12 protein-coding genes are annotated in these 12,626 nt (G+C 53.7%); 2 read left to right on the forward strand and 10 right to left on the reverse strand.

Annotated elements, in window-relative coordinates; translation table 11 throughout:
• Positions 1 to 16: 16 nt before the first annotated feature.
• The 8 genes from nadA to AC1WNR_RS10820 form a co-directional block, all read right to left on the reverse strand.
• Positions 17 to 1,060, reverse strand: a complete 1,044-nt coding sequence (nadA, locus tag AC1WNR_RS10785; RefSeq protein ID WP_481644497.1) for a quinolinate synthase NadA — start codon at positions 1,058 to 1,060, stop codon at positions 17 to 19.
• An 84-nt stretch (positions 1,061 to 1,144) separates the two neighbouring features.
• On the reverse strand, positions 1,145 to 1,819 hold the full coding sequence (queC, locus tag AC1WNR_RS10790) for a 7-cyano-7-deazaguanine synthase QueC (RefSeq protein ID WP_481644498.1): 675 nt from the start codon (positions 1,817 to 1,819) through the stop codon (positions 1,145 to 1,147).
• Between the two features lie 73 nt (positions 1,820 to 1,892).
• Positions 1,893 to 2,630 (reverse strand): tol-pal system protein YbgF, encoded by a 738-nt coding sequence (ybgF, locus tag AC1WNR_RS10795; protein WP_481644499.1) that lies wholly within the window; start codon positions 2,628 to 2,630, stop codon positions 1,893 to 1,895.
• Complete coding sequence (pal, locus tag AC1WNR_RS10800; RefSeq protein ID WP_481644500.1) at positions 2,630 to 3,151, reverse strand: peptidoglycan-associated lipoprotein Pal; 522 nt, start codon at positions 3,149 to 3,151, stop codon at positions 2,630 to 2,632. Before pal ends, ybgF begins: the two co-directional genes overlap by 1 nt.
• Positions 3,152 to 3,282: 131 nt before the next feature.
• Positions 3,283 to 4,146 (reverse strand): Tim44 domain-containing protein, encoded by an 864-nt coding sequence (locus tag AC1WNR_RS10805; protein ID WP_481644501.1) that lies wholly within the window; start codon positions 4,144 to 4,146, stop codon positions 3,283 to 3,285.
• A complete protein-coding gene (locus AC1WNR_RS10810; RefSeq protein WP_481644502.1) occupies positions 4,143 to 5,054 on the reverse strand; it encodes a DMT family transporter in 912 nt (303 codons plus the stop codon). The genes AC1WNR_RS10805 and AC1WNR_RS10810 overlap by 4 nt, the downstream gene beginning before the upstream one ends.
• Positions 5,054 to 6,748, reverse strand: a complete 1,695-nt coding sequence (locus tag AC1WNR_RS10815; RefSeq protein WP_481644503.1) for a potassium channel family protein — start codon at positions 6,746 to 6,748, stop codon at positions 5,054 to 5,056. The genes AC1WNR_RS10810 and AC1WNR_RS10815 overlap by 1 nt, the downstream gene beginning before the upstream one ends.
• Positions 6,749 to 6,751: 3 nt before the next feature.
• Positions 6,752 to 7,135: a DUF6394 family protein gene (locus AC1WNR_RS10820; protein ID WP_481644504.1), complete on the reverse strand. Its 384-nt coding sequence runs from the start codon at positions 7,133 to 7,135 to the stop codon at positions 6,752 to 6,754.
• Between the two features lie 143 nt (positions 7,136 to 7,278).
• On the opposite strand from AC1WNR_RS10820, the gene AC1WNR_RS10825 reads away from it, so the two are divergent.
• Positions 7,279 to 7,629 carry an FUN14 domain-containing protein gene (locus AC1WNR_RS10825; RefSeq protein WP_481644505.1) on the forward strand — a complete coding sequence of 117 codons (351 nt, stop codon included), beginning with the start codon at positions 7,279 to 7,281 and terminating at the stop codon, positions 7,627 to 7,629.
• Positions 7,630 to 7,819: 190 nt separating this feature from the next.
• Positions 7,820 to 10,561, forward strand: a complete 2,742-nt coding sequence (locus AC1WNR_RS10830; protein WP_481644506.1) for an insulinase family protein — start codon at positions 7,820 to 7,822, stop codon at positions 10,559 to 10,561.
• Here the strand turns inward: AC1WNR_RS10830 and AC1WNR_RS10835 are convergent, their stop codons facing one another.
• Positions 10,562 to 11,209 (reverse strand): hypothetical protein, encoded by a 648-nt coding sequence (locus AC1WNR_RS10835; protein WP_481644507.1) that lies wholly within the window; start codon positions 11,207 to 11,209, stop codon positions 10,562 to 10,564. It abuts the gene before it with no gap.
• A complete protein-coding gene (sbcB, locus tag AC1WNR_RS10840) occupies positions 11,175 to 12,626 on the reverse strand; it encodes an exodeoxyribonuclease I (protein ID WP_481644508.1) in 1,452 nt (483 codons plus the stop codon). The genes AC1WNR_RS10835 and sbcB overlap by 35 nt, the downstream gene beginning before the upstream one ends.

A 12,626-nucleotide genomic window follows, 5' to 3' on the forward strand; every position in this document is an offset into this window, starting at 1 on the left:
TACTGAACGCTTGAGCCTACTGCGCCTGAAAGCTGAGCATACGCTCAAGTGGGCGCAACGCATTCTGGCGCAGGTCAGCATCAACGAACACCTCTTCTTTACCCTGACGCAGACCATCGAGGATGTTTTGCAGACCGTTCATAGCCATCCAAGGACAGTGCGCACAAGAGCGACAGGTAGCACCTGAGCCTCCGGTTGGTGCCTCAATAAAGGTCTTACCGGGCGCCGCTTGCTGCATCTTGTAGAAGATGCCACGATCAGTCGCAACGATCAGGGTCTCATTGGGAAGCTCTTGCGCTGCTTTGATGAGCTGGCTGGTAGAACCGACAGCATCGGCCAATTGCACTACCGCATCGGGCGACTCGGGATGGACCAGAATTGCCGCGTCTGGGTAGACCTGTTTAAGATCCAGCAAACCTTTGGCTTTGAACTCCTCGTGAACGATGCAGGCCCCATCCCAGAGGAGCATATCTGCACCAGTCTCTTTTTGAACATAAGTGCCTAAATGCTTATCTGGAGCCCAGATAATCTTCTTGTCCTGCTCAGCTAAGTGCTCGATAACCTGTACCGCAATACTCGATGTAACCACCCAGTCAGCACGCGCTTTTACCGCTGCTGAAGTATTGGCGTATACCACGACTTCACGATCGGGGTGCTGATCGCAGAACGCACTGAAATCGTCTACGGGACAACCCAGATCCAGCGAGCAAGTCGCCTCGAGGGTTGGCATCAGAATACGCTTTTCCGGACTAAGGATCTTTGCCGTTTCGCCCATAAAGCGAACCCCGGCAACGACCAGAGTAGAGGCGGAGTGTTTGGCTCCAAAGCGGGCCATCTCGAGCGAGTCAGCTACACAACCGCCGCTCTTCTCAGCGATAGCCTGCACCAAAGGATCGCAGTAGTAGTGTGCAACTAAGCAGGCATCCCGCGCTTTGAGCTCAGCGATAATCTCGTCGTTCAGCTGCTCTATTTGCGCCTCGGTCAGCTCATGCGGCAGGTGCTCTTTGGCAAAGTGTTCCTGCACAAGAATACGCTTATCGAGTTGTTCCTTACTGAGCATGGTCAAATCCTGAGATATTTAAAAGCGGCGCTAGTGTACTAGAGCTGAGCAAGTCAAACTAGAGTCGCCCAGACTGGCTTGGATCTAGCTCTGATAGCGAGTTGGATCGGCAAGGCCTGCATCGGCAAAGCCTTTCGCTCTCAGATGACAACTATCGCAGTTGCCGCATGCCCGCCCATCGTCGTCGGACTGATAGCAAGAAACGGTAAGCGCATAATCCAGACCTAGCGCTGTGCCCTGCTGGATTATCTCTGCTTTTGTCAGGTCGATCAGCGGCGTCTCTATTTTGAACGGCTCACCAGTCACGCCATTACGCGTTGCCAGATTAGCCATCTGCTCGTAGGCAGCAATAAATTCGGGACGACAGTCTGGGTAACCCGAGTAGTCTACGGCGTTAACGCCGATAAAGATCGCATCTGCGTGCAGCACTTCGGCCCAGGCTAAAGCGAGCGAGAGAAAGATTGTATTGCGGGCGGGAACATAGGTAACAGGAATTCCCTCCTCGGCATCCGAGGGTACATCAATGCTGCTATCTGTCAGTGCCGAACCACCAAACTGTGCTAGATCAAGATTGAACACCCGGTGCTCCTTTGCACCCAATGATTTCACTAGAGCACGTGCGGCATTGAGTTCCGTCTGCGCACGTTGACCATAATCGAAACTCAACGCATAGCATTCGTAACCCTGGCTTGCAGCTATCGCCAGCACCGTCGCGGAGTCCAATCCGCCAGAGAGCAATACTACAGCTCGCTTATTCATCGGTTAAATCCTATCAACGGTTTTAGGAGTGACAGCTTTGCTACCAATAGCTACGCGATCGGCAGCTCTGCTGTTATCGACTCTGATAATTCCGTGCAAGGCCAGCAGCGGAACTCTTGGGATAATTCGCAATCAACTGCTCAAACGTCGATGTACGGGCAGCAACATCGCCCAATCGATCTTGAGCCACACCCAACTTGTACAGAGCGTCAGGACGCTTTGGGTGCTGACTAAACTGGTCGACCACCAGCTGAAAGGCTGCACGCGCTGGCTCAAGCTTCTGCTGCGCAAGCTGCACTTCACCAATCCAGTAGTGTGCATTTGCCAAACGATCACTTGATGGATAGGTTGCGACAAATCCCTCAAAGGCGGTCAGTGCCTCTTCAAATCGACGCTCGCGCACCAGAGCAAAGGCAGACGCATAAGCTTCGGAATCGCTCACAGCCGTTGCTGCAGGCGCTGGTGCGGCCGGCGCAGGCGCAGCTGCAACAGGCTGTTGTGACGGAGTCGGCTCAGTCGGCTCAGGTGCCGCAGCCGTAGCAGCCGGCTGAGGCGCGGGCGCCGCAGCCGAACCGCCACTGAGGATAAGCGCACTGAGGCGGCGATCCACATCACGGTAACGTTCAAGCTGCTCACGCTCGAGCTTCTGCACGCGATACTGCTGAGTCTCTATTTCCCCACGCAGCTGGCGTACTTCAGCCTGAAGCTGCTGAATCATCAGTACCAGCTCGCTCTGAGCAGACTGGGACAGAGATTCTGCTTGCACCAGACTTGAGGCAGCCAGTGCGACTACAAGGGTCAATTTCTTCATTAGCGGCTAGTGTAGCTCAGCTCTACGCGACGGTTCAGAGACCACTCGTTCTCAGTGTGGCCCAGCATCGCTGGCTTCTCTTCACCGTAAGAGATAGTTTCGATCTGGCCATTACTTGCACCGTTGACGATCAGCAGACGCGCAACAGCATTGGCACGAGACTCACCCAGAGCGATGTTGTATTCACGCGTACCGCGCTCATCAGCATGCCCTTCAAGGCGGACTTTTGCACTTGGATTGTTGGCTAGGTAGCGCGCATGACCCTCGAGGTCTGCGAAGCCTTCTTGACGAACAACAGACTGGTCAAAATCAAAGTAGAACGTGGTGCGTAGGCGCGCAACATCAGCGTAGCTAGTGCCCGCCTGTACGTTGGAACCGTCAGCACCCTGTGTCTGTGCAGCGTTGTTAGCATCAGTCACATCTGCGCCACCATCTGTAGTCGTACTCGTAGAGCTACAGCCAGCAATAAGTGCAACGGCAGCAGCGAGTGCTGCGGCACGAGTAAGGTTGATTGCACGCATGATTTTTCTCCCCGAAAAATGTTTTGTCGTTTGCTTTCTTATTTAGGTTTTTGCAAACCTTATTATGAGTGGTCTTAAACTATCGATTAACCCCTCATTTTTCAACTATTTGCCCCAAAAAGGGGCGATTTTTACGGCTGTTCGATTCCCAGGATAACCCAGTTAACATCCTCTTCGGTCGCAACCCGCCCCAGGTGCCAAATCTCTGAGAACTCGGAAGGCTCTTGTTCACCCTGCTCGCGGATCCAACCGTGGAAGTGAATACTGACTACAGTCTCAGCACGGCTCTGCTGGAAACCGACCAATTCCGCCATACAAGAGACCACTTCAGTCTGCTGCTGTTCTGGAAGGACTGCGCGGTTTGTCTTTAACTGCGCCAACAGCTCAGCTGAGGTGTACTCGGCAATCTCCTCCCAGTCCTGCGCATCCCAAGCGCGCTGCAACTGAGTGAAGTGCTCTGGCGCCTGTGCCAGAAAGGCATCTGCATCAAACCAATCAGGCGTCTCGACTACCCTGGTATCTTGCTCAAACTCAGCATCCCCCGACGCGGAGGGTGCTGAAGTCGTGCTCTGACGATTCTGCTGCTGAGCGCTGGTGCTGTTGGCACTGTTGTTACCTGCGCCAGCATAGGCAGGCTCACGCCGTCCGCCCATCAGACGCATCAAAAAGAATATCGCCAACCCGATCAGTAGAATATCCATTAACTGAATACCCTCGAAAGCGCCGCCAAAAATCAACGCACCTAAAAGTCCGCCAGCAAGAAGACCGCCAAATAGACCACCCATACCCGGCTTAGCCGGTTGCGTAGCAGCACCACTTTTGGTGCCATCAGCTTTGGTTGTGCTGGTCTGCTTAGTGGGTGCAGGCGCTACTTTTTTCTGTGTACTGAAACTTTTACCCAACGAAAAACCGCCGCCAAAGCGCTTCGCTTCAGCCTGCTGCGGCACTCCTAAAACCAACATCAATGAGAAACAGGCGATCAAAAAACTTTTCATGACAACTCCTTTGCACGTCGCTGCTTTAGATATCCAGAGATACGGCGAATCATCGCCAACAAGATTCCAGCAGCAATCAATAAAATTCCGGCCAAATGATACCCATGAAGGGACTCATTTAGGAAGAGGATAGCGAGTACTAAACCGAAAACAGGGATCAGATAGATGAATAAGCCGGCCGTTGCTGCGCCGATCTCAGCCACACCACGATTCCAGAAAAGGTAAGCTAAGATCGATGGAAAGATCGCTATGTAGCCAACCACAGCCCAAACCCATGTATTCCAGTGCGGCACCACCAAACCACCCTGCTCCCATATAGCGAAAGGCAGAAGGGCAACAACACCGAAGGCGACAGAGAAGCCGAAAAAACCGAACGGGCTGACTGTTGTCGGACGATGACGCAGCGTCACCGAGTAGATCGCCCAAGAGACCACTGCCACCATAACCCACAGATCTCCCGGATTCATCCGAAAACCCAGCAGGCGCGATAGCTCTGCCTTGGAGACGATTACTAATACACCGCTAATCGATAGGAGTATTCCCAGCCCCTGTAGGGCATTGACTCGCTCGGAGTAGAACATCCAGCTCAGTAGCAGGATCAACACCGGAATGATCGCCTGAAAGATCGCCGCATTACTGGCCGTGGTGCTCTCAACCCCCAGGTAGATCATGGTATTAAAGACAGCGACACTCCAGAAGGAGAGCCAACAGAGTATCGGTAGGTTCTGCCGCATCGCCGACCACTCGCGTCTGACCACCGGCCACCACCAGGGCAGTATCAACAGTAGCGCAACCAGCCAACGCAACAGCGCCAAGAGCAATGGATCAGTCTCAGGTGCGATTGCACGGGCACTAATAAAGTTACCGGCCCAGAACATCGGGGTCAGTATCAGCAGAAAGTAAGCCATCAGGCGTTAAAGCTCCGAATCCAGCGAAGTACGGGGTTGGGGTTGTCGTCTTGACCAGTCAGTACATAACTGAGCGTTTGATGATTCTCTAACGTCCAGAGCTGAGATTTCAAGTGCGCGTACTGACCACAAAAGAGCAACTCATCACCGAGTTTCAGCTCCAGCAACTCGCCGGGAGTCAACTGCACCTCAGCCTCTCTCTTATGCAGCAGGGCAAAGCACTCCAGATCTTTAGTCCGGTCATTAGGCCGCTTCATCAGAGCTCGCAAGTTGACGCTCTCTCCCGCTCTGATAGCGGCAGCTAGGGCTGGTGTCTGCTCATCGCTAATAATGAAGCTGCGGCTATCCACGCGTGCGTCGCCAACTGCATCTGAGATACGGTTAATCAATGTATGTGACCACACCTCATCCATCTGACGCAGGCGCTCAAAAAAAAGCCCCAAGAGCGGCGTACGCAGGTGTGCCAGGATCTGAATAGCGACAGTGTGCCCAGGCTGCATCACGTAATCTGCATTTGAGTTGTCGAATATCAATCGGTTCGCAGCGTGATTCTGGCGCACCACGGTAGTCAGCTTGGGATTTAGCTCACGTGCAGTCATCAGGATTGAGAGGTTATCTGCATCATCTGGGGTACCGGCGATGATACCGACAGCATCAGCAACGCGGGCGGCTTCGAGTGTTACCGCTTCTGTTCCCACACCCTGCACATAATCACACCCCTCTTCGACTCGCATTGCATCAGGCTCAATGATTGTGATCTCAGTCTGATCCCCCGCCATCGCGCGCGCCAATGCTTGCCCAAAACGACCATAACCACAGAGCACCCAGCGCCCTTTCGCATGTTTATAGATACTCGAGAGCGGCCGGTGGTCAGGGTTCAGGAGCCAGTCGATAACCAGATGCTGGTGCGGATGGCGCACGGCTAAGCCGAGATAGTCCGCGAACTCTTTGAACGGGTCGATCACGAGATCAGTACCGAAGGAGGCGAGATTCGCCGTCGTTACCTGATTCTCACTGCGGCTAATCACCAAGCGCTGCGGCATCACTAGCTTGCTCGCAATCGCGATCGCGAGGTTGACGTTATCTCGATCGGTCAGCGCCAACACACCAAGACAATTTGATTTACGCAGGCCAGCCATATCGAGGTTGTCGGGCAACGACGCATCAGCACAGAGGCTGTACGCGGGCAGCGCCCACTCCTCGAGCTCAACACTGTCGATGCGCTCTTGGCGTATATCGATTACCACTGAGCGAATCCCGCGGCGCTCAAGTCCCAACACCACTTCACGGCCTGTCGTGCCGTAGCCACACACCAGATAGAAAGGCTCCTGCAGGGCCTTCACCTTCTGCGCAAAGCGGCGCGAGCGCATCAAACGCAGAAAGCCATTGTCCTGCAAGATCGCCAGTGACGAACCGATCGCATAGAGCCAAGCGATAACCGTGGCGTAGATGCAGACCAACGTCCACATGCGTTGACCCGGTGTAAATGGATAAGGAACTTCACCAAAACCGATGGTCGACCCCATAAACGAGACGAAGTAGAAGGCGTGGAAGAAATCCATGCGCCAGGGCTGTCCCTGGTCATCAACTCCAGGGATCAAAACCAACCCCAAAGTTGAGACGGCGTAAACTGAAATCGGCACGATCAGCGGCATACGCAGCCGCCGCAGCATCACGTAGAGAAGCGCATTCATGCCTTAGCGGCGCACCAAAACTGTTTCGATAACCAGCAGCACGACTGAAATAATGTTAGCCACAAGTGCGCCAGCTGCAAACGAAACCACGCTGGCCATCGCATCACCGGTCATTCCCGCTGCGGCAATATGGGCGTAATAGCCCCAAATGGCCCCCGCTGCGATCAACTGCAAATCAGCCACGAGACTGGTCGCCAACATCAGCGCGCCGAGGTGACTGCGATCACCAAATTTGAGCACGGTACAAACGAGAGACACTACAATAGCGAAGAAGAGTTCCAGCACTTCGTGGTGCGCCGGATTGTCGACATCACCCACAACAAAGCCGACGTTTAGGGTCAGCGCCAGTACGATAAAAAAGGCAAAAATAACCTTTTCACGATTCATTCGAATCTCCTTATTGGACTTATACACCAAGACTACACCAGATAATCTGTTACAGCATCTGGGTAAACTGCTGTTTTTGGTGGAATTAAGCTGACAAATTGCTCAGACTAGGCGGTATCATTTTTATTGGCCGCTGATCAGCTATGGAACCACAAACAGCAGCAACAACCACCGCTGACACTGACTTTCTCTCGAGCACCTTCCTACTCGGTAACGTAGGTGCACCCTTCGTCATCGGTCTGGCCGTCGGTTACTTTGCGAAAAAGATGCTAAAACTAGCGCTTCTTATCGGCGGTGGCGCACTGATTCTAATGTTTGCCGCCGAGTATTACGGTATCGCCACCGTCAGCGATGAGAGCATCGAACAGGCCGCAACCGCAGCGACCGAGTTTGCTAGCCAATCCGGCAGCTTCCTCATGGATCGCCTCTCCACCTTCACCGCCCGAGGCGCCAGTGCCACCACCGGTTTCCTCATCGGTCTAAAGCTCGGCTAGCCGAAGCATAGTATTCGATTCTAGTTTTTCCGCTTAGCACAATCTCAAAAGAATTGGCGCTGCAGAATTCCTGCTCCGAGGTCAAAGGAAATTCATAACCATTTCAGCTGAAAACTAGAAACTCTAATCACTGACCTAATCTTTTCAGAGCCTCGCTCGTATACACTAGAAGTTGGAATAGGAGTTGTCTGTGAAGCTGTTAAGCATCTTTGTTACCACGATTGCGATCTCTACTGCTCCGTTTATCTCTGCGGCAGAGGTGATCAAGAGCGAACTCGATCAGCGCGAATACCGAGTCATCGAACTTGATAACCGAATTAAAGTTGCGCTGGTATCCGACGAGCGTCTGCAAAAAGCTGCTGCTTCACTGAGCGTAGGTGTGGGCTCTAACGCGAATCCTCGGGGCCGCGAGGGGCTCGCCCACTTTCTCGAGCACATGCTTTTTCTCGGTACAGAGAAGTTTCCTGAGGTCGACGCCTACCAAAGCTTTATTAGTGCTAACGGCGGTAGCCACAATGCGTTTACCGCTTACGACAACACTACCTACTTCTTTGACATCAAAGCGGACTCACTAGAGCCAGCACTCGATCGATTCTCACAGTTCTTCATCGCCCCACTCTTTACACCAGAATACGTCGAGCGAGAACGCAAAGCGGTGCATTCGGAGTTTGAGTCGAAGCGTTTGGAGGATGGCCGACGCAACTATGTAGCCGATAAGCTACTGATGAACCCCGACCACGCCTGGTCAATGTTTACCGTCGGCAACCTGGATACGCTGTCGAACGATGCCGACAATCCAATCCGCCCGGACCTTATCGAGTTTTACGAGCGCTACTACTCGGCCAACCTGATGACCGCCGCGCTCATCGGACCCCAATCAATCGACCAGCTCGAGCAACTGGCTACCAACTACTTCGGTCCTATTGAAGACCGAGATGTTGAACCCTACATTGACCGACTGCCGCTCTATGATGAGCAGCAGTTGCCTCTACAGCTGGACGTAAAAACTGTCAAAGCGATGCAGCAACTGAGCATCGCCTTTCCGCTGCCGGAGCGAACGCCTCACTGGAGGACCAAGCCCCTCTACTACATCGCAAACCAGCTCGGTTATGAGGGTGAGGGCAGTCTGCTCTCCTATCTCAAAGCACAAGGCTGGGCTGAGAGCCTAGGCGCTTGGATAGGTATAGATCTCGATAACCAGAGTCGTTTTGATATCAACATTGATCTGACACCCGAGGGCCAACAGAATGAAGCGAAGATCATAGAAGCGCTGTTCGCCAAGTTGGAACTGATGCGTCAAGAGGGGCTACAGCAGGCACTATACGATGAGCAACGCCAGCTCGCCGAAATTGACTTCCGTTTTCAACAGCCAGGCGAACCCTCGCATGAAGTAACACGGTTTGCGCGCATGCTAGCCGAGTATCCCGCCGAAGAGCTGCTGCACGCAGGGTATCTGTTTGAGCAGTTCGATCCACAACAGATCAGCACCTACCTCGATTTGATGCGGCCTGAGCGCATGATTCTGTCACGCTACTCCGATCAGGCGCAGACCGACGCAACCGAAGCCTTCTACGGCATTGAGTACCGCATCTCGAAACCTGATAAGAGCCTGATAGCTGAGTGGCAAACACCTGAGCAGATCGACGCACTGCAGATCAAAGCGCTCAACCCCTTTGTAGCAACCGCTTTCGATATGAAACCGGGAGACATTGCTGACAAACCGCAACGCTTGGTGGAGACCGATCTACTCGAAGTATGGCATCTACAAGATCGAGACTTCGGTCAGCCTCGAGGCGCTATCAACCTAGCAATTTTCACACCGCAGGTTACTGCGTCTCCACAAAATGCAGTCGCGAGCACCTTGCTAACCCGAATGCTTAAAGAGCTGGCAAACGAGACACTCTATGATGCCGCCTTAGCGGGACTCGAAGCGGACCTTTACCCACACCTGCGAGGCCTGTCCATCAAAGTCAGCGGCTATGATGACCGCCTACCCGCACTGTTTGAAGCAGAGCTCGACTCCCTCAATACACCGCTTACTGACATCGCTCTATTTGAGCGTCTCAAACAGAGCTATGCAGAAGAACTTGCCAACAGCCTGAAAGATAAACCGTACAACCGCACTTTCGCGCTGCTATTCGATAATCTGATGGAGGGTTGGAGTGTTGAGGAGAGATTGGCAGTCCTTCCAGACGTCAGTCTGGAACAGCTCAATCAGCAGCGTGACCGCCTGCTCGCTGAAGGTAGCCTCAAACTTTTCGTTCACGGCAACCTGACCGAATCAGAGGCGCAGAATCTCGCTCAGATGGTAGAGGCCCAATTCAGTCAGATGCAGCCTATCCCTGCTCCGCAACTTAAAGTGGAGCCACTGAGTGAGACGCGAGAACTGCAAGTCAGCGTTGATCACACAGACACAGCACTGCTGCTCTACTTGCAGGGCAGCAATAAGAGCTTAGAGCAACGAGCAGAGATTTCGCTGTTAAACGAGATGCTCTCGGCACCCTTCTACACCAGTCTGAGAACAGAGCAGCAACTCGGATATATCGTATTCAGTAACTATCTGCCGATGAGCGAGCAACCGGGCATCGCTTTGGTCGCGCAATCACCGGTCGCGAATAGTGCTGAGCTGCGCGCAGCGTTCCAAGCATTCCTTGACGACTGGCGTAGAGATCTGCCGAACCTTCTGGAGCGACGCTTAGATGAGTTCAAAGCTAGCTTGGCGTCACGTATCAGCACGCCTTCACAACGCCTCAGTGATGAGACCGCGAGACTGTGGCGTGAGATAGACCGCGATAATCCTAGCTTCGATACCCGTGAACAACTGTTGCAGGCGTTGAATGAAGTTGACGCCGCTTCACTGTTGCAACGTATTGATGAGCTGCTAGAACGGCGCGCCTGGGTTGAGACCAATAGCGTCGTCGCCCAAAACTAATTAGGCGTCGGGGAAAGGCAGCTGGTCAAGCTCAGGGATTGGCGAGAAGGGTGAGATCAGCTCAGTTTCAAAAATCTCAAAGCTGGGCTTGGATGTTCGCTCATCCTCTGGCCATGGGGGCAGATCTATGCTGCCCGCGCCCTCAAGCCCCACTCTGTAGTCCAGATCGATTTGGGCCAGTACCTGCTCCTCATCTGCCACTCCGTTTGTCTCAGCCTGGTAAAGCAGCCACTCAGGCTCCAACGGTGCTGCCTGGGGTTCAAACAGAATCCACTCGGGTGGCTGGTTTGCAATCAATGCTGGCTCACCCGGAGGAACGATGGTTGGCGTCGGAAGTTGCTTGGGTGAGGGTAGGATTTCCAGCATAGGCGGCAGCGGGTCCTCACCCGCCACGACTGACCTATACTCTTGCGAGTCCGGAACGTAGTCATCTTCGCGCAGCAGAAGGCGTTGATCATATTGACGCGCGAACTCCGCAGCGAGCGGGTCCTCTGCCAGATCTATATCGGGGGTATCATCCGCGGCGATCGTTGGCTGCAAGCTGATCAAACAGATCGCCGCTAGCGATATCGCGTATCGCCAACCGGTGTGTTCGCGCGCGCTTGGGCCCGGCTTAGATAAACTCCATCGGATAGATCGACTCGGCATAGAGCGCCAACTCCTCCAAAATCATTCGCTGCTGATCAGTGGTCGCAGGGTCCGCCGCCAGTCGATTCATCTCGGCATAGAGGGCTTCAAAGCTGAGGTGGCCATTTTCGCCTGTTAGAAGTTTCTGACTGCGGTACTCCTCCCAGCGCTGACTCTCCTCTTCCGACAACGTATGCGGGTAGTTACGCGCTTTGTAGCGCAACAACATCTCCTCCAAACGCGTGTCCTGAAATGGCAGATCCAGTGTAGCTAGGGTATCGGCATCAGCCGCGCGAACTTTATCCATCAGTTTCTTGTCATCAGCACTGAAAAAACCACCCGAATAGATCGCTAGATCCGGGTCAGACTCAGGTTCACGCTGCTCATCATAGATCGCTTGAACCTTTTGGATTAGACCGGGCGCATTGCGCAGCATTGCAAGATGTCGGCGACAAGTCTCTCCATCTATCTCAAAGCGGCTCGCCTCGTCGGCACTGAGCATATTTGCCGGAGCCAGAATTGGACAGCGGTTCGCATGCACCGCCTTCAGCGCAATCTTCGGTGAACCCTCAGGCAACTGATCATGACGAGTAAATAGCAAGTGGCGCAGCTCCTCAGGCGGCAGATCAAAGAGCGGCTGAGGGTCAGCGCGCAGGTCCCAAACGAGCGTCGCATTAGGATTACCCGGCTGGCTAACTATTGGCGCTACTAGGGCGAGATTTCCCTGCTCAATCGGATACTTCGATGAGACATGCAGGATAGGCTTCATACGCTCCGTATCAAGCATCGCCTGCACCCGCTGTTTAGTTCGGTTCTGCAGCACATAATCGTAGAGTTTCGGCTGCGCCTGCTTGACCAACTTAGCCACAGCGATGGTTGCCAATACATCGGAGAGCGCATCATGCGCCTGACCGTGATCAAGTCCGTTGGCCGCGGTCAGATCCTCAAGTCTGAGGCTCGGCGTACCATCTTCGTACTGGGGCCAATTGATCCCATCGGGACGCAGTGCACGGGTCAAGCGCAACATGTCGATAATGTCCCAACGTGAACAGCCGTTCTGCCATTCACGAGCATAGGGGTCAAAGAAGTTACGGTAGAGGGTGTTGCGGGTTACCTCATCATCGAATCGCAGAGAGTTATAGCCGACTGAACAGGTACCGGGACGTGCCATCTGCTGATGAATCAGATCAATGAACTCTGTCTCCGGATACCCCTCATCCAGCGCTTTTTGCGGTGTAATACCGGTAATTAGGCAAGCCATTGGGTGCGGTAACAGATCATCAGCCGGTCGAGCGTAGATAACTAATGGGTCCTCAATTAGGTTGAGCTCAGCGTCCGTGCGCACGCCAGCAAACTGCAGCGGCCGATCGCGCCGAGTATCAGTGCCAGAGGTCTCATAATCGTGCCAAAAAAATGTATCTATCTGCCCGCCGGCCAT

Source organism: Marinobacterium marisflavi (assembly GCF_982447095.1).